The organism is Micromonospora sp. AB353 (assembly GCF_049538395.1).
Classification (GTDB): domain Bacteria; phylum Actinomycetota; class Actinomycetes; order Mycobacteriales; family Micromonosporaceae; genus Micromonospora; species Micromonospora aurantiaca.
In genome coordinates this window covers 25,948-44,045 of record NZ_JBMVFV010000028.1, presented here as the reverse complement: position 1 = coordinate 44,045, position 18,098 = coordinate 25,948, and the positions used below count along the sequence as shown (strand labels likewise).

General features: G+C 71.9%; 18 protein-coding genes. 9 read left to right on the top strand and 9 right to left on the bottom strand.

The genetic code is table 11. From position 1 onward, the window contains the following. The first annotated feature begins 55 nt into the window (after window positions 1-55). Window positions 56-1,027, top strand: a complete 972-nt coding sequence (gene ctaC, locus ACPCK6_RS14460; RefSeq protein WP_396882341.1) for an aa3-type cytochrome oxidase subunit II — start codon at window positions 56-58, stop codon at window positions 1,025-1,027. Between the two features lie 10 nt (window positions 1,028-1,037). Then, complete coding sequence (locus ACPCK6_RS14455; protein WP_013287699.1) at window positions 1,038-1,466, top strand: cytochrome c oxidase subunit 4; 429 nt, start codon at window positions 1,038-1,040, stop codon at window positions 1,464-1,466. 941 nt (window positions 1,467-2,407) lie between these two features. Here the strand turns inward: ACPCK6_RS14455 and ACPCK6_RS14450 are convergent. The 4 genes from ACPCK6_RS14450 to ACPCK6_RS14435 all read right to left on the bottom strand — a co-directional run bounded on the left by ACPCK6_RS14450 (window position 2,408) and on the right by ACPCK6_RS14435 (window position 5,336). Further along, window positions 2,408-2,614, bottom strand: a complete 207-nt coding sequence (locus tag ACPCK6_RS14450) for a hypothetical protein (protein WP_396882340.1) — start codon at window positions 2,612-2,614, stop codon at window positions 2,408-2,410. Between the two features lie 137 nt (window positions 2,615-2,751). Further along, on the bottom strand, window positions 2,752-3,798 hold the full coding sequence (trpD, locus tag ACPCK6_RS14445) for an anthranilate phosphoribosyltransferase (protein WP_396882339.1): 1,047 nt from the start codon (window positions 3,796-3,798) through the stop codon (window positions 2,752-2,754). An 81-nt stretch (window positions 3,799-3,879) separates the two neighbouring features. Continuing rightward, window positions 3,880-4,278 carry a response regulator gene (locus tag ACPCK6_RS14440; RefSeq protein WP_318334991.1) on the bottom strand — a complete coding sequence of 133 codons (399 nt, stop codon included), beginning with the start codon at window positions 4,276-4,278 and terminating at the stop codon, window positions 3,880-3,882. A gap of 104 nt (window positions 4,279-4,382) precedes the next feature. Next, window positions 4,383-5,336 carry a cytochrome c oxidase assembly protein gene (locus ACPCK6_RS14435; protein ID WP_194801160.1) on the bottom strand — a complete coding sequence of 318 codons (954 nt, stop codon included), beginning with the start codon at window positions 5,334-5,336 and terminating at the stop codon, window positions 4,383-4,385. 108 nt (window positions 5,337-5,444) lie between these two features. Here ACPCK6_RS14435 and ctaE point away from each other — a divergent pair, with 108 nt between their 5' ends. The 5 genes from ctaE to ACPCK6_RS14410 all read left to right on the top strand — a co-directional run bounded on the left by ctaE (window position 5,445) and on the right by ACPCK6_RS14410 (window position 10,613). Continuing rightward, the gene (ctaE, locus tag ACPCK6_RS14430; RefSeq protein WP_013287694.1) at window positions 5,445-6,044 is read left to right on the top strand and encodes an aa3-type cytochrome oxidase subunit III; all 600 of its coding nucleotides are present in this window, start codon (window positions 5,445-5,447) and stop codon (window positions 6,042-6,044) included. Window positions 6,045-6,116: 72 nt separating this feature from the next. Further along, a complete protein-coding gene (qcrC, locus tag ACPCK6_RS14425) occupies window positions 6,117-6,950 on the top strand; it encodes a cytochrome bc1 complex diheme cytochrome c subunit (RefSeq protein WP_013287693.1) in 834 nt (277 codons plus the stop codon). A gap of 67 nt (window positions 6,951-7,017) precedes the next feature. Further along, on the top strand, window positions 7,018-8,106 hold the full coding sequence (gene qcrA / locus ACPCK6_RS14420) for a cytochrome bc1 complex Rieske iron-sulfur subunit (protein ID WP_013287692.1): 1,089 nt from the start codon (window positions 7,018-7,020) through the stop codon (window positions 8,104-8,106). After that, complete coding sequence (gene qcrB / locus ACPCK6_RS14415; RefSeq protein WP_318334989.1) at window positions 8,103-9,734, top strand: cytochrome bc1 complex cytochrome b subunit; 1,632 nt, start codon at window positions 8,103-8,105, stop codon at window positions 9,732-9,734. The genes qcrA and qcrB overlap by 4 nt, the downstream gene beginning before the upstream one ends. Before the next feature lie 210 nt (window positions 9,735-9,944). Further along, entirely contained in the window at window positions 9,945-10,613 is a 669-nt protein-coding gene (locus ACPCK6_RS14410) for a DUF4142 domain-containing protein (protein ID WP_120568762.1), read from the top strand. Window positions 10,614-10,674: 61 nt separating this feature from the next. Here the strand turns inward: ACPCK6_RS14410 and ACPCK6_RS14405 are convergent, their stop codons facing one another. From ACPCK6_RS14405 to ACPCK6_RS14385, 5 genes are all read right to left on the bottom strand, one after another. Then, window positions 10,675-10,962, bottom strand: a complete 288-nt coding sequence (locus ACPCK6_RS14405; RefSeq protein ID WP_088999172.1) for an Lrp/AsnC family transcriptional regulator — start codon at window positions 10,960-10,962, stop codon at window positions 10,675-10,677. 52 nt (window positions 10,963-11,014) lie between these two features. Then, window positions 11,015-11,890 (bottom strand): nucleotidyltransferase family protein, encoded by an 876-nt coding sequence (locus ACPCK6_RS14400; RefSeq protein WP_423481346.1) that lies wholly within the window; start codon window positions 11,888-11,890, stop codon window positions 11,015-11,017. Then, window positions 11,887-12,414 carry an NUDIX hydrolase gene (locus tag ACPCK6_RS14395; RefSeq protein WP_423481345.1) on the bottom strand — a complete coding sequence of 176 codons (528 nt, stop codon included), beginning with the start codon at window positions 12,412-12,414 and terminating at the stop codon, window positions 11,887-11,889. The genes ACPCK6_RS14400 and ACPCK6_RS14395 overlap by 4 nt, the downstream gene beginning before the upstream one ends. Window positions 12,415-12,453: 39 nt before the next feature. Beyond that, window positions 12,454-14,241 carry a RelA/SpoT family protein gene (locus ACPCK6_RS14390; protein ID WP_318334986.1) on the bottom strand — a complete coding sequence of 596 codons (1,788 nt, stop codon included), beginning with the start codon at window positions 14,239-14,241 and terminating at the stop codon, window positions 12,454-12,456. Between the two features lie 129 nt (window positions 14,242-14,370). After that, window positions 14,371-16,125 (bottom strand): DEDD exonuclease domain-containing protein, encoded by a 1,755-nt coding sequence (locus tag ACPCK6_RS14385; protein ID WP_145823167.1) that lies wholly within the window; start codon window positions 16,123-16,125, stop codon window positions 14,371-14,373. A gap of 127 nt (window positions 16,126-16,252) precedes the next feature. Here ACPCK6_RS14385 and ACPCK6_RS14380 point away from each other — a divergent pair, with 127 nt between their 5' ends. Both ACPCK6_RS14380 and ACPCK6_RS14375 read left to right on the top strand, forming a co-directional pair. Beyond that, a complete protein-coding gene (locus ACPCK6_RS14380; RefSeq protein WP_396882335.1) occupies window positions 16,253-17,650 on the top strand; it encodes an NYN domain-containing protein in 1,398 nt (465 codons plus the stop codon). Between the two features lie 206 nt (window positions 17,651-17,856). Next, window positions 17,857-18,081, top strand: a complete 225-nt coding sequence (locus tag ACPCK6_RS14375; protein WP_194801166.1) for a hypothetical protein — start codon at window positions 17,857-17,859, stop codon at window positions 18,079-18,081. The last annotated feature ends 17 nt before the right edge of the window (window positions 18,082-18,098 follow it).

Genomic DNA, 18,098 nt, shown 5'->3' with positions numbered 1-18,098 from the left:
TGCCGTCGGTGTCAAGGAGAACAACCGCCGCGGCGCGCTAGGGAGGCAGGACCAGGTGGTCGCAAGGAGTTCGGAGGTACGGCGCTCGGCCGTACGGCACAGCGCTTCCCCGGGGGCCGGTGGACGCCGGCGGCGTGGTGCTGGTCGAATCGCCGGGCTCGGTCTCGGCGCGGCGGCGCTGCTGGTCTCGCTCACCGGCTGTGACGTCGGCAAGACATTCGGCGGGTTCGGCTGGCCCCAGGGCGGCATCACGCCCGAGTCGCACCGCATGTACGACCTGTGGATCGCGTCCTGCATCGCGGCGCTCGCCGTCGGCGTGTTCGTGTGGGGCCTGATCTTCTGGTGCGTGATCCGCTACCGCAAGCGCGGCAACGAGCTGCCGGTGCAGACCCGCTACAACCTGCCGATGGAGTTCCTCTACACCATCGCGCCGATCCTCGTGGTCTCCGTGCTCTTCTACTACACGGCGGTCGTGCAGACCGACGTGAACAAGCAGTCGAAGAACCCGGACGTCACCGTCGAGGTCGTCGCGTTCAAGTGGAACTGGCAGTTCAACTACCGCGACGGCCAGGGCCCCGAGGCCAACACCGTCGCCTCGGTGCTCGGCACCAGCGAGGTCATCCCGATCCTGGTGCTGCCCAGCGGCCGCTCGATCCGCTTCGAGGAGACCAGCCGCGACGTCATCCACTCGTTCTGGGTGCCGGAGCTGCTGTTCAAGCGGGACGTCATGCCGGGCAACGTACGCAACACGTTCGAGGTCTCCAGCATCGACCAGGAGGGCGCGTTCGTCGGCCGCTGCGCCGAGCTGTGCGGCAGCTACCACGCCTTCATGAACTTCGAGCTGCGGGTCGTCTCGCCGGAGAAGTACGACCAGTTCCTGGCGGCCAAGAAGGCCGGCAAGTCGACCCAGGAGGCGCTCGGCGCGATCGGCGAGGAAGAGTACGCCACCGAGACGAAGCCGTTCGACACCCGGCGCGACGTGAACAACTTCAACCCGTCCGACGCGTCGGCCGGCGCGGGAAGCTGAGGGGTTCGGCATGAAGACCGAGTGGAAGATCTTCCTGACCATCGCCACGTTCCTCCTCGGCGCGACGATCCTCTACGGCGCCTGGACGTACGCCGACAGCGGCGGCCACGTCGAGTGGATCGGCACCGTGGCGCTGCTGCTGTCCTTCCTGCTCTGCGCCATGTGCGGCGGCTTCTTCTGGTTCGTCTCCCGCCGTATCGACCTGCGCCCCGAGGACCGGCCGGACGGCGAGATCGCCGACGGCGCCGGTGAGGTCGGCTTCTTCAGCCCGGGTAGCTACTGGCCGTTCGGGCTGGCGCTGGCCGCCGCGATCGCCGGTCTCGGCCTGGTGTTCTGGCAGTTCTGGCTGCTGGGACTGGGCCTGGTGGCGGTCGTCCTGGCCACCTGCGGGCTGCTGTTCGAGTACTACTCGGGTACCCGCCGCACCGCCGAGCACTGACCCGAAGCACCGTCGCAGGCCCGCACCCCGTCCCCGGGGTAGCGGGCCTGCCGCTTTCCCCCTCCCGGCTGCCCCGCGCGCCGCCCCCCGCGCGCCGCCCCTGGGTGCTTGCTGCGCGTCCCCTGCGCGTCCCCTGCGCGTCCCCTGCGCGCCCCCTGCGTCGATCATGAAGTTGACGGCGCCGGCTGTCCTTTTCGTCACCGCCAACCTCATGATCACCGCCTGACGCGGTCAGCCTCGGCGCCCTCCCGCTCACCACCACCGGTCCGTTCCATCCGCCGAGAGCACCGTTCCACTCACCAGGACCACAAGAGATCTTGGAAGGAAACGGCCCCCATGAGGGCCGTTTCCTTCCAAGATCGCGCCGCGCGCCGTGGCCCGGTCGACGGAAACCGCAGTCCGATCCGCTCCCGGCGCCCGCCCTGCTCCGTTGATCAAGGAGTTTGGGGCAATCTCGCGCACCGTCGGTGACACGAACTCCTTGATCACCGCTCTGGACCCGGGAAGCACCACCACCTCCCGGTCACCGAGCGGTGATCAAGGAGTTCGTGTCCGCTTGGATGGCCGCGGGGGACACCAACTCCTTGATCACGAGCGGGGGACGGTTGGGCTGTCGGGCGTGGCGGGGCTGGAAGGGGGCGGCCGCGCGGCGCGGTGGCGTAAAGAGGCGCGGACAGGCGCGGAAAGGGCGCGGACAAGCGCGGCGCGGCGGCAAGAGGGCAGAAGGGGCGCGGCGCGGAAGGTGTGCGGTACAGGGGAGGCGTAGCGGCGCAGGAATGGCCCGGCGCGGGAACGACGGGCTCAGGAGGAGCGCGGTGCGGCTCGGGAGGAGCGTGAGCGGCGCGGGGGAGCACGGGGCGGCGCGGGAGGAGCGCGGTGCGGCTCGGGAGGGGCGTGGGCGGCGCGGGAAGAGCGAAGACGGGCGCCGACAGGGGTGGAGGTCAGGCGGCCTGGGGGTGGGAGGGGCGGCGGACGCGGCGGCCGGACAGGCGGGTCTCGCGGAACGTGAACGTGGCGATCACCACTGCCGCGCCGCAACCGGTGCAGATCAGCTCCGGGCAGTCGGCGCCGTGCCCGTCGCCGCACGGCGGCGCCTCGAACAGCACGACGCCCTCGCAGGTGTCACAGTGCAGCTCGCGGTCAGACACGGGTGGCTCCTCTCGCTCCGGGTACCGGCCGGGGCGGGAAGCCGCCAGCCGATGGACCGAAGACCGAAAAACGGTTAGCCCGAAAACGGGAAAATAACTCCCGTGTAGTTTGGCACGCGGGTACGACAACAACGGCATCAGGCCGCGCGTGCCACCTCGAGCCAGCGCTCCAGCGTTGCCGCCGCGGCACCGGAGTCGACCGCCTCGGCGGCCCGGTCCAGGTTGGCCCGCAGCACCTCGTGCAGATCGCCGTCGAGCGGACCCTGGGTGGCAAGCGCGACGGCGGCGTTGACCAGCACCGCGTCCCGTACCGGCCCGGTCTCGCCGGCGAGCAGGCGCCGGACCACGTCGGCGTTGTAGACCGCGTCCCCGCCGCGCAGGTCGGCCAGGGTGGCCCGGGGCACGCCGAGGTCCGTCGCGTCCAGCACGGCCTCGGTGACGGTGCCCTGCTGCGCCACCCAGACCCGGGTGGGTGCGCCGGTGCTGAACTCGTCCAGGCCGTCCTCGCCGCGTACCACGATCGCGGAGTCACCACGGGCCGCGAAGACGGCGGCCATCACCGGGGCCATCCGCTTGTCGAAGCAGCCCACCGCGCCCGCGCGGGGCCGCGCCGGGTTGGTCAGCGGGCCGAGGAAGTTGAACGCGGTGGGTACGCCGATCTCGCGCCGGACCGGGCCGGTGTGGCGCATGCCGGGGTGGAAGCGGGCGGCGAAGCAGAAGCCGATGCCGGCCTCGGTGACGCAGCGGGCCACCTGCTCGGGCGCCAGGTCGAGGGGTACGCCGAGCTGCTCCAGCACGTCGGCGGTGCCGCAGGAGGAGGAGGCGGCCCGGTTGCCGTGCTTGACCACACGGACCCCGGCCCCGGCGACCACCAGCGCCGCCATGGTGGAGATGTTCACCGTATGGGCGAGGTCGCCGCCCGTGCCGACCACGTCCAGCGCGCTCGCGCGTACGTCCTCGGGCAGGTGCACCGGCACCGCGCGGGTCAGCATGGCCTCGACCAGGCCACCCAGCTCGGCGGGCGTCTCACCCTTGGTGCGCAGCGCCACGGCGAACCCGGCGATCTGCGCCGGGGTGGCCGAGCCGGCCATGATCTCGCCCATCGCCCACGCGGTGTCGGCGGTGGAGAGCTCCTCGCCGCGCAGCAGCGCGTTGAGCAGAAGCGGCCAGGTCCGTTCGCCCATGGCGGGCCTCCCGAGCGGCGTGAGGAATGCGGTTGGGGCGCGACACGGCCGCGTCGCCGTGGCGCGCGAAGACCGGAGGGGTCAGGCCGCGGCGTGGGTGCGGCGCAGCAGCTCCGCCACGGTGCTGCCGGCGACCACCGGGTCCAGCGGGTGGGTCAGCGTGGCGTCGACCTCGGCGTACGCGGCCAGCCAGCGGTCGGCGGCGCGGGCGAGTACCACGCAGGTGGGCGGCGCGTCGTCCCGGTCGTCCTTGATCTGGCGGGCGATGCCGATGCCGCCGCCCGGGGTCGCCTCGCCGTCGAGCAGGAGCAGGTCGATCTCGTAGTCGTCGACCAGCCGCACGCAGGCGTTGTAGTCGTCGGCCTCGACGAACTCGATCTCGAGCCCGGGCGCCGGTCGGGTGCCCACAGCGAGCCGCATCCGGTCGCGGACCTTCGGGTCGTCGCTGTAGAGCAGGACGGTGCAAAGACGATCGCTCATCGTGACGTGGCTCCCACCTCGTAGCTGCCCGCTGATCGTAGCGGTCGTCACATCCGGGCTGTCGCCCCGCCCGGCGGGCTCGGGGCGTACCCCGGAACGGGCCGTCAGGCGCTCGTCTCCGCGGCGCGCTGGCGGGCCTCCTGGCGGTCCAGCTCGCGGTCGAGCCGCCGGGCCTCGCGCTCGGACTGCTTGACCCACTGGACGACCAGGACGGCGAGCATGGTGACGCTGACGAACTCGCCGCCGGCCCACAGGATCCCGCCGGCGACCACCTGGTCGTTCCAGGGGTCGGACCAGGACAGGTTGAGCGACGGGTACCAGTCGCCGCCGAACAGCGTGGTGCTCTGCATGATGGTCAGGCCGAGGACCGTGTGGAACGGCACCGAGAGCAGCATGAGCAGCGCACGGCCGGGGTACGGCCAGCGGCCGGGCAGCGGGTCCAGGCCGAGCAGCGGCCAGAAGAAGACGCAGCCGGTGGCGATGAAGTGCGCGTGGACCAGCTCGTGCGCCCATTCGTGGCGCAGGGTGAACTCGTAGAGGTCGGTGAAGTACAGCGCGAACGGGTTCACCACGAAGATGGCGAACGCCACAAGCGGGAAGCTGTAGATCCGGATCACCTTGCTGTGCACGATCGCGAGCAGCCGCTTGCGGGGCCGTGCCGGCAGTGTGCGCAGCGCCAGTGTCATCGGCGCGCCGAGCGCCAGGAAGATCGGCGCGATCATCGACAGCACCATGTGCTGCACCATGTGCACCGAGAGCAGGGCGGTGTCGTACGCGCCGAGGCCGGTGAGCGTGACCAGGGCGATGCCGCCGAGGCCGGGGCCGAGGAAGGACACGGTACGGATGACCGGCCAGCGGTCGCCGCGCAGCCGCAGCCGGTGCACCCCGTAGAGGTAGAGGCCGGCGGCCAGGACGATGCCCAGCGTGAGCCAGCTGTCCAGCCGGGTCTCGGTGAACACCCGGGTCACGGTGAACGGCGGCGGGGCGCCCTCGCCTCCCGCCGCCAGCGTCGCCGGAACAGCCGAGGTGACGGCGCGGATCTGATCGACGTGCAGCACGCTTTTCAGGGTAGGTCAGGCGAAGCGGACCACCACGATCGGGCCACGGAAGGGCCGGGTTTGCCACCCCGCTGATCGTCGGTCCCGGTCAGGGGCAATAATGACCGCGTGACTGCGGCCCCAGCCATTGACAAGAGCCGGATCCACTCCCTGACCCGACCCAACATGGTCAGCGTCGGGACGATCGTGTGGCTCTCCAGCGAACTCATGTTCTTCGCGGCGCTGTTCGCGATGTACTTCTCCATCCGCGCGGCGGCGCCGGAGCAGTGGGAGAAGCACACCGAGGTGCTGAACATCCCGTACGCGACCACGTTCACGGTGATCCTGGTGCTCTCCTCGATCACCTGCCAGATCGGCGTGTTCGCGGCCGAGCGCGGTGACGTCCACGCTCTGCGCCGGTGGTTCACGATCACCTTCGTGATGGGTCTGATCTTCGTGCTCGGTCAGCTGAACGAGTACCGGACCCTGGTGCACGAGGGCGTGAAGATCAACGAAGACGGTTACGGGTCGATGTTCTACCTCACCACCGGCTTCCACGGTCTGCACGTGACCGGCGGTCTCATCGCCTTCGTGATCTTCATGATCCGTACCACGATGGGCCGGTTCACCCCCGCCCAGGCGACCTCGGCGATCGTCGTGTCCTACTACTGGCACTTCGTGGACGTCGTGTGGATCGGGCTCTACGCCATGATCTACTGGCTCCAGTGATCTTGGCGCGTCACGAACCGCGCCGCTGCTCCGTCCCCTGAGACAAGGTCCAACCGGTTAAGGACACAGGTCATGACTTCTGACAACGACCGCCGACGCGGTCTGCTCGCGCGGCTGCGCGGGCGGCCCGTAGCGCGCAGCAGGGGCCGCCGCCGGCTGGGTGCCGCGGTCCGGCTGTTCGCCGCGCTGATGCTGGCAGGCGGTGCCTACACCGTCTTCGCCCCCGGCGTGCAGGCGCAGGACAACCCTCCGTTGACCGCCGCAGGCAACGAGGGCAAGGCGCTGTTCGACGTGAGCTGTGTGACCTGTCACGGTCGCAACGCCCAGGGCGTCGAGGGACGCGGTCCGAGCCTGATCGGCGTCGGAGCGGCCTCGGTGGAGTTCCAGGTCAGCAGCGGTCGCATGCCGATGGCCCGGCAGGAGGCCCAGGCCATGCGCAAGCCGCCGCAGTTCACCGACGAGCAGGTGCGCCAGCTCGGGCAGTACATCCAGGAACTCGGCGGCGGCCCGGAGGTCCCCAACGGCGACCTGCGTGAGGGCGCCAACCTGTCCACCGGTGGTGAGCTGTTCCGGATCAACTGCTCGCAGTGCCACGCCTTCAGCGGCGGCGGCGGCGCGCTGTCCTCCGGCAAGTACGCGCCGAGTCTGGCGCCGGCCAGCGACCGGCAGATCTACGCCGCGATGCTGAGCGGCCCGCAGAACATGCCGGTGTTCGGCGACAACCAGATCACGCCCGAGGAGAAGGCGGACATCATCGCCTACATCCAGGAGACGCTGAAGCACGACGGCGACCCGGGCGGCTTCAACCTGGGCCGCTACGGCCCGTCGACCGAGGGTCTCGCGATCTTCCTGGTCGGCATCGTCGCGCTGGTCTTCGCGAGCCTGTGGATCGCGGGCAAGTCGTGACCGGACGGATCAATGCTTCCAGTGCTGTGGCGCCGACCCCCGGCGTCACCCGTAGCGAGGTGACGGCATGAGCACCCACACCGAGCACCAGGCCCAGCAGGGCCCGGAGCCGCTCGACGTGAACGACCCCCGGCTCTCCCGGTTCGACATCGTCCAGGAGGGCGCGCGGCGGGACGACATCGAGATCGTCCACTACGAGCCGCAGGTGGTCCCGGGCAGCAAGGCCGAGCGCCGGCTGACCCGCACGGTCGCCCTGATGTTCCTGCTGACCGGCGTCTTCGCGACCGCCTTCCTGGTGGTCTACATCTGGTGGCCGTGGCAGTGGGAGCCGGGTACCGGCGGCGACAAGCTCTACACGCCGCTGCTCGGCGTGACCCTCGGCCTGGCGCTGCTGGGCATCGGCTTCGGCATCCTGACCTGGGGCAAGAAGCTGCTGCCCAAGGAGGTCTCGATCCAGGACCGGCACGACCAGGCCGACGACCCGGAGGGTCGCAAGATCACCGGCGAGACCATGCTCTACCTGGCCGACGAGATGGGCGTCCGTCGCCGGCCGCTGCTGGGCATCTCGCTGCTCGCCGGCCTGGCGCCGGTGGGCGCGGTGGCCGCGGCCCCGCTGATCGGTGGCCTGATCGAGCAGCCGCACAAGAACAACCAGATGTTCACCACCGGCTTCCAGCCGGGCGAGGGCGGCAAGAAGATCCGGCTGATCCGTGAGGACGGCCGCCCGATCCGCCCGGCCGACGTCAGCGTCGGCGGCCAGCTCACCGTGTTCCCGGGCATCGACGGCGGCGTGAGCAACCTGCACGCCGACTCGCCCACCCTGCTCATCCACCTGCGGGAGGACGACGCGCAGAAGTCGCGCGCCGCGAACGAGCGCAAGGGCCACGGCGACTACATGTGGGGCAACTACGTCGCGTTCTCCAAGATCTGCACGCACGCGGGCTGCCCGGCCAGCCTCTACGAGCAGCAGACCAACCGCCTGCTCTGCCCCTGCCACCAGTCGCAGTTCCTCATCACCGACAACGCCAAGCCGATCTTCGGCCCGGCGAACCGGCCGCTGCCGCAGCTGCCGATCGAGGTGGACGAGGAGGGCTTCTTCGTGGCGAAGTCCGACTACACCGAGACCATCGGTCCCGACTTCTGGGAGCGGCCATGAAGCGCCGAAAGTTTGATGCGGCCGCGCTGCCGGCCAAGAGCGCGCGGGCGGTGGACGACCGCTTCCAGGTGGCCACGCCCCTGCGCAAGCTGCTGAACAAGGTCTTCCCCGACCACTGGTCGTTCCTGCTCGGCGAGATCGCGCTGTTCTCGTTCATCGTCCTGCTGCTCACCGGCGTCTTCCTGACGTTCTTCTTCGAGCCGGCGATGACCGAGGTCATCTACAACGGCAGCTACGCGCCGCTGCGGGGCACCCCGATGTCGGCCGCCTACGCCTCCAGCCTGGACATCTCGTTCGATGTCCGGGGTGGTCTGATCATGCGGCAGATGCACCACTGGTCGGCCCTGCTGTTCATGGCCGCCATCGTGGTCCACATGCTGCGGGTCTTCTTCACCGGCGCGTTCCGCAAGCCGCGTGAGACCAACTGGATCATCGGCTCGCTGCTGTTCTGGGTCGGCTTCCTGGCCGGCTTCACCGGCTACTCGCTGCCGGACGACGGCCTGTCCGGCACCGGTCTGCGGATCGCCTCCGCGATCATCCTGTCGATCCCGGTGATCGGCTCCTGGGTCAGCTCGTCGATCTTCGGCGGGGAGTTCCCCGGCACCATCATCATCAGCCGCTTCTTCATCGCCCACGTGCTGCTCGTCCCGGGTCTGCTGGTGGCGCTGATCAGCGTGCACCTCGGCCTGGTGTTCAAGCAGAAGCACACCCAGTGGCCCGGCCCCGGGCGGACCAACTCCAACGTGGTCGGCGAGCGGATGTTCCCGCGCTACGCGCTCAAGCAGGGCGGCTTCTTCATGGTCGTCTTCGGCGTGATCGCGCTGATGGGCGGCCTGTTCCAGATCAACCCGATCTGGCTGTTCGGCCCGTACGAGGCGTGGGTGGTCTCGGCCGCCAGCCAGCCCGACTGGTACGTCATGTTCCTCGACGGCTCGACCCGGCTCATGCCGGGCTGGGAGATCCACATCCCGATCGGCAACGGGTACGTCATTCCACCGTTGTTCTGGCCGACTGTGGTGCTACCCGGAATCCTGGTCGGCCTGTCGACGATGTATCCGTTCCTGGAGGCGCGCCGTCTCAAGGACTACAAGCACCACAACCTGCTCCAGCGGCCCCGGGACGTTCCGGCCCGGACCGCCGTGGGCGCCATGGCGCTCGCCTTCTACATCGTGCTGACCCTCTCCGGCGCCAACGACGTCATCGCGGACAAGTTCCACATCAGCCTGAACGCGATGACCTGGGCCGGCCGGATCGGCCTGCTGATCCTGCCGCCGATCGCGTACTACATCACGTACCGGATCTGCCTGGGTCTGCAGCAGCACGACCGGGAGGTGCTGGCCCACGGCGTGGAGACCGGCATCATCAAGCGGCTGCCCGACGGCCGGTTCGTCGAGGTCCACCAGCCGCTCACCTCGGCCGACGGCCACGACGGTCACCCGCCGGCGCTGGACTACGTCGGCTGGGTGGTGCCGAAGAAGATGAACCGGCTCGGTGCCCTCGGCCCGGCGATCCGGGGCTTCTTCTACCCGATCGAGAAGCCGGCCGAGGCGCCGGTCTCGCCGGGACACCCGCCGGTCGAGGCCCGGCCGGAGCGGGAGGAGATCGGCAGCGGCGAGAGCCGTCGCTGACCCTCCCCGGTACGACTGACAGTGGCGCCCGCCGGATCATCCGGAGGGCGCCACTGCCGTTTCCGCCCCGGTCGTCCCGTTCCTTCCCGCGCACGCCGGGAGGCCGGTGCGCGGACGGCCGTCGCCCCCGACACGGACGGGTGGAATCGCAGGAATAACCCCGGTCAGCCGGGTATCCGTGCGGTCCGACGTCTCATGGGGGAGGAACGAATGTTGGGAATCAAACGCCTGGGCCTGCTGGCCGCGCTGGTGGTCGTGGGGCTGGCGCCCGCCGCCGCGTCGCAGGCTGCGGCGCAGCCGTCGACGCAGGACACGCAGTACCTGCAGGCGGTGCACCAGGTCAACCTGTTCGAGATCACCGCCGGTAACCTGGCCCAGCAGAAGGGTCAGAACCAGCAGGTCAAGGACCTGGGCAAGATGTTCGTGACGGACCACACCCAGCTGGACCAGACGGTGCAGTCGACCGCGCAGCAGCTCAACGTGCAGTTGCCGGCCGACCCGACCGCCGACCAGCAGAAGGTCCTGGACAAGCTGAACAACCTCAGCGGGGCCGAGTTCGACAAGGCGTGGGTGACCGCGCAGCTCGCCGGCCACGTCCAGGCGATCCAGGCCACCCAGACCGAGATCTCGCAGGGCTCGGAGCAGTCGGTGGTGCAGATCGCGCAGGACGCGCTGCCGGTCCTCCAGGCGCACTACGACGCGCTCGTGGCCCTGGCCCAGACCCTGGGCGTCCCGGTTCCGCAGACCAGCGCCAGCGGCACGCCCAGCCCGGGCGGCACCACGTCCCCGGGTGGCACCGAGTCGCCGGCTCCGGGCGGCACCGAGACCGAGGAGCCCGCTCCGGGCACCACGGAGACCCCGGTGCCCAGCCAGAGCTGACGTACCGCACGGTCGACGGTGGCCGGTCCGCCCGCGAGGGCAGGCCGGTCACCGGCTCGTGTCAGTCGGCGTTCGCCAGCCCGATCGCGAACGCCTCCTCCAGGTCGTGCTGGGAGTAGGCGCGGAACGCGATGTGCGACTCGGTGTTGAGCACGCCCGGCACCTTCGAGATGCTGCCGGCGATGACCTGGGCGATCTGCTCGAACTCCCGGACCCGGACCATGGCGATCAGGTCGACGTGCCCGGCCACCGAGTAGACCTCGCTGACGCCGGGCAGGTTGGCCAGGTTCTCGGCCACCTCGGGGATGGAGTCGGTGGCGCAGTCGATCAGCACGATCGCGGTGATCACGGGACGGTTCTCCGTTCGTCGGCGACGAGGCCCATGCTAGAGCCCGCGCCCCTCACCGCGTGGCCGGGACGGTCAGGTCGTCCCCGGCCCGGATCACCTCGCGCAGGCGTTCCCCGGCCGCGACGCTCGCGCCAGGCCACACCACCGACCGGTCCACGTCGCCGTGCACCAGCGCCCCGGCGCCGACCACCGAGCCGGTGACCCGGCCGGTCACCGTCGCCGCCGGGTCCACCAGCCCGTCCGGTCCGGCCGCGTGCAGGTTGGCGGCCAGGTAGTCGGCCGGGGTGCCGGTGTCGTAGAACGTGCCCCGGTAGGGCACGACGGTGAGTGCCCCGGCGGCCTCCGCGGGCCGCCACACCGTCCGGACCAGGTCGCCGAACGTGGCTGGCAGGTCGCGGACCAGCCGCCACGGCAGCAGCGAGAAACCCACGAACTCGTGGCCGTCGAAGGTTCCGGGGGCGTGCGGGTCGCCGGCGGGCCGGCCGAGCAGGCGTACGCCGTGCCCGTCCCACCCGTCCAGCAGCGCGGCGATGTCCGGGCCGGGCGGGGCCTGCGGGTCGGCCAGGTACGCGTCGGCGTTGCCGACCAGCACGCCCCGGCCGTCGATCCAGTCCCGCAGCCGGCCCACGCCTCCGGCGGTGCCCAGTGGAGCGTCCGGCTCGACCGACAGGTGGGCCCGGTCGCCGACCCGCGCGACCACCTGGTCACCCAGGTAGCAGGCGTTCACCGCGACTCGCTCCGGGCCGGTCAGGCCGAGCCCGGCCAGCCGCGCCAGCGCCCGGTCCAGCAGCGGGACGTTCCCGACCGGGCAGAGCGCCTTCGGCATCCGCTCGGTGAGCGGGCGCAGCCGGGTGCCCTCGCCCGCGGCGAGCACCACCGCGCACACCTCGACGCCCGGTGCCGCAGTGGCCGCGTACGGGGTGCTCACGCGGCCGGCGGGTGCTCGCCGGCGCGCGGGCCGATGCCGTAGTACCCGAGCAGGTTGGCGGTGGCGCGGCTGAGCCGGGGCAGGTCGTCGAGCGGGTGGAAGGCGGCCTCGAGCACCTCGGCGCCGTCCACCTTCAGCTCGGTGGTCGACGCCGGCACCTCGGCCTCGAAGACCACGTCGACCCAGCCCTTGGCGTGCACCACCGCGTTCGGCACCGCCGGGCGCAGCGCGTCGGGGGACAGGCGGACGCCTGATTCCTCGTACAGCTCGCGGGCGGCGCCCACGACCGGGGCCTCGCCGCGTTGCAGTAGCCCGGCCGGCAGCGTCCAGCTGTAGCCGGGCGGCTGGCGCAGCAGCAGGATCCGGCCCGCGCCGGTGGCCTCCGTGTCCTTGACCAGCGTGACCGCGCCGACGATGTACTTCGGTACGGCCAGCCGGACCAGCCGCCGCCGCAGCGGGACCGGAAGCCGGTAGAAGATCTGGTAGCCGAGGGCCCGTCCGGTGGCACGCGCGCGGGGGATCATGCCGTCCAGGCTAGTGGTCCCGGCGTGGACCGGCTCCGTCTACTGCCTGTGGTCGACCAGATCGATCAACTGCTGGACCACCGTGTCCGGCTCGACGGTGCGGTCGAAGACCGCCACCAGCAGCGTCTCCAGGTCGGGGTAGCCCAGTTCCTCGGACAGCCGCAGCAGCGGCAGGTCGCTGGCCAGGCCCCGGTTGTGCTTGCGCAACGCCAGGCCGATCGAGGCCCGGCCGAGCCGGACCTTGTCGGCGATCGAGATGCCCGGCTCGGTGTGCTCGGCGAACCAGCGGTTGATCTGCATCTGGGCGTGCGGGGACTTCACGAAGCCCAGCCACTCCCGGCGCGGGCCGCGCGGGGCCACGTCCGCCTCGAAGCCGCTCTCCGCGTCGTTCTCGGTGAAGATCTCCACCACGTCGCCCTCCTCCAGTTCGGAGGCGAGCGGCGCGAGCCGGCCGTTGATCCGGGCGGCCAGGCAGTGGTCGCCGCGCTCGGTGCCCAGCTCGTACGCGAGGTCGACAGGGGTCGCCCCGGCCGGCAGCACCACCTGCCGCCCGTCGGCCACCACCTGGATCTGCGCCTCGGACAGGTCACAGCGCAGCGACTCCATGAACTGGGTCGGGTCGACCGTCTCCTGCTCCCAGTCGAGCACCCGGCGCAGCCAGGCCAGCTCGTCCGCCCGGTCGGCGCCCCGGCCCGCGGCCCGGGGGAACCGGTAGTGGGCGGCCACGCCGTACTCCGCGGAGCGGTGCATCTCGGTGGTGCGGATCAGCACCTCGACGGTGCGGTCCTGCGGGCCGCAGACGCTCGTGTGCAGGGACCGGTAGAGGTTGTTCTTCGGGGAGGCGATGAAGTCCTTGAACCGGCCCGGCACCGGCCGCCACAGCCCGTGTACGGCGCCCAGCGCGGCGTAACAGTCGGTCGCCGGACCGTCCACCACGATCGCGATGCGGGGCAGGTCGAACGGGGCGGCGTGGTCGCCGGCGACGGTGTCCTTCCAGATCGAGTAGAGGTGCCGGGGGCGGGGGGAGACGTCGGCGTCGACCCGGTTGCGGCGCAACGCCGCCCGGGTACGGGCCACCACGTCGGCCAGGTAGGCGTCCCAGCCGGGCCGGTCGTGCACGAACCGGGCGATCCGCGCGTGCTCCTCCGGCCGCAGGTGCAGCAGCACCACGTCGTCCAGCTCGCGTTTGAGCGTCTGGATGCCCAGCCGGTCGCAGAGGGGGACCAGCACCTCCTGGGTCTTGCGGGCGATCCGCTCCCGGGAGGCGGCCGAGCGGACGCCGAGCGTCCGCATGTTGTGCAGCCGGTCGGCCAGCTTGATCACCAGCACCCGGACGTCCTTGCCGGCCGCCACGATCATCTTGCGGACGGTCTCCGCCTCGGCGGCCTTGCCGTAGAACGCCTTGTCGAACTTGGTCACGCCGTCGACCAGGTGGGCGACCTCACGGCCGAAGTCCTCCTGGAGCGCCTGGAGCGTGTAGCGGGTGTCCTCCACCGTGTCGTGCAGCAGCGCGGCGACCAGCGTGATGGTGTCCATGCCGAGGTCGGCGCAGATCTGCGCCACCGCCAGCGGGTGGGTGATGTACGGCTCGCCGCTCTTGCGGAACTGGCCGCGGTGCATGTTCTCGGCGATCGTGTAGGCCCGGCGCAGCACCGAGGCGTCGGCGCTCGCGTGGATGCCGCGATGGGCGCGGACCAGTGTGGTGACCGGGTCGCCGTCGGCAGTGGGCCAGGTGAGCAGGGAACGCAGGCGGCGGGTGAGCGGTAGTTCGCCCTGGGCAGGGAGCGCGCCACCCAGGGCGGCGCCGTGTCCGGCGTCGACGTCCACCTGGGACACCTCCTCACCCCGGCCCTCGGCCACCGGGGACCGGCGGCCGGGAGCAGAGCCCGCGAATCGGGCAGGTCTGCACTCCTTTAACAGACTAAGGGAGTCGAGGTAGTCCGATCGGTCAGTTGGTCATGAGCGTTCGGTCGAGAGTTTGGCGGATCCGCCGTTCTCCGCCTTCGTCAGCAGGTCGCGGAAACGCCCCGCGCCGGCCACCGGCGACGCCCACCCGTCTGTCGTCTCGACCAGCCGGGTCTCCGGTCGTTCCAACCAGGACAGGATCCGCTCGGTCTCCTCGGCGGTGGCGGCCGGCACCGGGCCGTGCCCGGGCAGCACCGTCTCGGCGGTGGCCCGGATCGCCGCGATCGTGGGTCGCGGGTGGACACCCGGCGGGGACACGCCGGCCCCGGCGAGCCGGCCGTGCCGCACCAGCGCCAGCTCCCAGCCGCCCCGGGCGGCCGGGCGGGCGGCGGCCAGCTCGGCGATGCCGGTCAACGCGGCCAGCCGCTGCATCCGGACGGCCGCGCGCAGCACCGCCACCAGCCGGCCGCGCACCACCGCCGCCTCCTCGTACCGCCGGGCGGCCGACAGCACCTCGATGCGGGCGAGCAGCGCGTCCACCACCACACCGGGGTCGTCGCTGGTGGCGGTGCGGAACGGCGTCGCCGCTGCGTCGTCGTACTCCTCGGGGGTGATCCGGTGCTCGCAGGGCGCCGGGCAGCGACCCAGCTCGGCCAGCGCGCAGGCCGGCATGGTGGTGCGCCGGGAGAGCCGGTGCGTGCACTGCCGCAGCGGCACCGCGTCGTGGAAGCCGGCGGCGGCCAGCTCCGCCGCCTGCCGGGACCGGAACGGCCCCAGGTAGGCCGTGTCGGTGGGCGCGATGTCGCGCACGATCGACAACCGGGGGTACGCCTCGTCGGTGAGCTTCAGCCACACCTGGCGCTCCGGATACTTCGACCTGCGGTTGTACGGCGGCGCGTGCGCCGCGATCAGCCGCAGCTCGCGGACCTCCGCCTCCAGCGAGTGGGCGCACTCGACCGCCTCCACCCGCTCGGCCGCGGCCAGCATCTCGGAGATCCGGGCCCGCTTCTCCGCGGCGGTGAAGTAGCTGCGGACCCGGGTGGCGATGTCGCCGGACGTGCCGACGTAGAGCGGCCGGTCGTCGGCGGCCCGGAAGATGTAGACGCCCGGCACCTTCGGCAGCCCGTCGGCGAGGTGCCGCTTGCGGCGCTGAGTGGGGGTGACCGCCCGGGCGAACTCGATCGCCTCGCCGACCGTGCCGACCCGGTGCCCGCCGAGGCGGCCGATCAGCCCGTGCAGCACGTCGACGGTGGCCTTGGCGTCGTCGAGCGCGCGGTGGGTGGGCTGGGTCGCGGTGCGGAAGTAGGCGGCCAGCGTGCCCAGCTTGCGGTTGGGCACCTCGTCGCGGGTGAGCACCCGCCGGGCCAGCGCGGCCGTGTCCAGCACCCGGGGGTTGGGCCAGCGGTAGCCGTGCTTCGCGCAGGCCGCCTTGAGGAAACCCACGTCGTACGGCGCGTTGTGGGCGACGAGCACGGCGTCGCTGATGAACTCCAGGAAGCTCGGCAGCACCTGCTCGATCGGCGGGGCGGGCAGCAGCATGGCCTGGGTGATGCCGGTGAGCACGGTGATGAACGGCGGGATCGGCACGCCCGGGTTGACGAGCGTGGCGAGCACGCCCAGCTCCTCGCCGCCGCGAACCTTCACCGCGCCGATCTCGGTGATCCCGCCGCCGTCCGGAGCGCCGCCGGTGGTCTCCAGGTCGACCACCACGAAGGTGGTCGCGTAGAGCGGCAGCGCCGGGTCGACGCCGCTGCCCGCCGGGTCCAGGCCGGCCAGCGACTCCTGGACGTACTCCGCTCGTGTCACCCGCCGGACGCTAGCGGCACGGTCCGACACTCCCGTCACTGCGGCCCCAGGAGATACCACGGGGGTACGATGAGAGATCGGCTCACTCACCGGGCGGTGGGCCCGTTCGGGGTGGGAGACTTGCCTCATGCCCCTCAGCGAGCCGTACGACGACCACTCCTCCGTGGAGGAGCCGGTGGTCGGCGTGCCCGCCGATGAGGACGCGCCATCTGCGATCGAGCCCGAGCCCGTGCTGCCCGAGCCGGTCCGCCAGCGGATCGTCACGCTGACCGCCGCCGTGCTGCCCGGCCTGCCCGCCGACGAGGTGCCGGTGCCGCTGCGGCGGGTCGCGAAGTTCGCCCCCAACCGTCGCGCCCGCCTCGGCGCGCCCGCGATCGCCGCCCAGCTCACCGCCGACCCGCTGTTCCGGCAGCGGATCACCGCCCGGGTGCTCGCCGACGCCGGCGACCTCGGTGCGGCGGTGGTCGACGGCACCGCACCGGCCGCCGCCGACCCGGTCGAGGTGGCCGCCCTGGCCTACCTGGCCCGGCCCCGCGGCTGGCGGGAACTGATCGACGCGAGCGGCGAGGCGGTACGCGCCGAGGCGGACAGCGCGGTGGTGGCCGAGCTGGTACGCGAGGCCGAACAGCGGGCCGCCCGCGCCGAGCACGACCGGGCGGTGGCCCGCGTCGAGGCGGAGAAGCTTCGCGACGAGCTGGCCCGGGTCCGGGAGGAACTGGGTCAGCTCCGCGAGGAGGCCCGCCAGTTGACCCGTACCCTGCGGGAGACCCAGGCCCGCGAGCGCAAGGCCACCGAGATGCTCGCCACCGAGCGGGGACGGGCGGCCCGCGCCGCCGCCGACGCGGACGCCGAGCTGCGCCGCGCGCGGGCCCGGCTCGCCGAGGCGGAGGCCGCCGCCGGGGTGGCCCGGGCCAGCGCCAAGGAGGCCCGCTCGGTCGACGACGCGCGGCTGTGGCTGCTGCTGGAGACGATCGGCCAGGCCGCCGTGGGGCTGCGCCGCGAGCTGGCGCTCGACCCGGTGGACAAGCTCCCCGCCGACTTCGTCGCCGACGCGTTCGCCGAGCAGCCGGGCGCCGCCCCGGCCGGCCCGTCGACGCGGGCCCGCGACACCGACGACCCGGCCCGCCTCGACCAGTTGCTCGCGCTGCCGCGGGCGCACCTCGTCGTGGACGGCTACAACGTGACGAAGCGCGGCTTCGGCGAGATGTCGCTGGAGCAGCAGCGCAAGCGGCTGATCACCGGGCTGGGCGGGATCGCCGCGCAGACCGGGGACGAGGTCACAGTCGTCTTCGACGGCGCCGAGCGGATCCACGGCCTGCCTCCGGCGCCGCGCGGCGTGCGGGTGCTGTTCTCCCGCAAGGGCGAGACCGCCGACGAGCTGATCCGCCGGCTGGTCCGCGCCGAGCCGGCCGGGCGGCCGGTGGTGGTGGTCTCCTCGGACCGCGAGGTCGCCGACGGGGTACGCCGGCACGGCGCGTACCCGCTGGGCGCCGACTCGCTGCTGCGGCGCCTGGCCCGGTCCTGAGCCTTCTCTCCCCCTTGATCGACTCCAGATCGGGGGAGTGGTGGGGTCGGGCGCGTGCTGATCGCGCCACTTCGGCGTACTGGTTCGGCTTCGCGGCGGGTGCTGCCTCGTTGTCCGGTTCTGTCATACCGGAGCGTTAGCGTCCTGGTGACCGACGGTGGTGGTTCCTTCCCCGAGCGCCACCGGCGACCCGTCAGGAGGCGTTGATGCTCATCGACTGCGACACCTGCGGCAACCGTGGCGCCGGCTGCTCCGGCTGTCTGGTGACCGCACTGCTCGACTCCGACCCGGCCGACCTGGGCCCGGCCGAGCACCGGGCGATCGAGGTGTTCGCGCGGGCCGGCTTCGAGGTGGACGTGCTGCCGTCGGCGCCCGCCGAGGCGCCGGCGCCGATGCCCCGCCGCCCCGGCCGTCGTCGCCGGGTCGCCTGACGCTGCCCGCTGCCCGC